1 protein-coding gene is annotated in these 384 nt (G+C 40.9%); it reads left to right on the top strand.

Going from position 1 to position 384, the window contains the following annotated elements; genetic code table 11:
• Positions 1-235 precede the first annotated feature (235 nt).
• Positions 236-384 (top strand): NUDIX domain-containing protein (locus M4D81_RS34650; RefSeq protein WP_260069693.1); only part of this gene is annotated, 149 nt, incomplete at its 3' end.

Below are 384 nucleotides of genomic sequence, written 5' to 3'. Positions count from 1 at the left end.
TCCCATAGAAAGTCGCTAAAATAGCGGCTTTTTTGTTTTATCGGTACAAGTTCTTGTCCCGAGTCAAAGACAAGAACTTGTACCGATTGCCGTAATGGACAAGAACATGAGCCGATCACCGATTAGATAAGTATCTAACTATGTTTCCATGCAATTTCATTAAGCTAACGGGCAGGGTAGTGCGAGAAGGCTGTGGAATAAATATACAAACGTTACTGTATAAGGAGGTCGTAATATGCCATTTCCAACGCATATCGTAGCTACAGGTGGATTTGTAGAAGATGGTCAAGGAAATATACTTTTAGTAAAAACTCGTGACGGTGGTTGGGTTTACCCTGGTGGACAAGTGGAAGTTGGAGAAAATCTGATAGATGGTTTGATTCG

The organism is Paenibacillus sp. p3-SID867, assembly GCF_025142895.1.
Lineage (GTDB): Bacteria > Bacillota > Bacilli > Paenibacillales > Paenibacillaceae > Paenibacillus_AQ.
The sequence above is the reverse complement of the archived record's forward strand: the minus strand, read 5'-3'. Positions and strand labels throughout refer to the sequence as shown.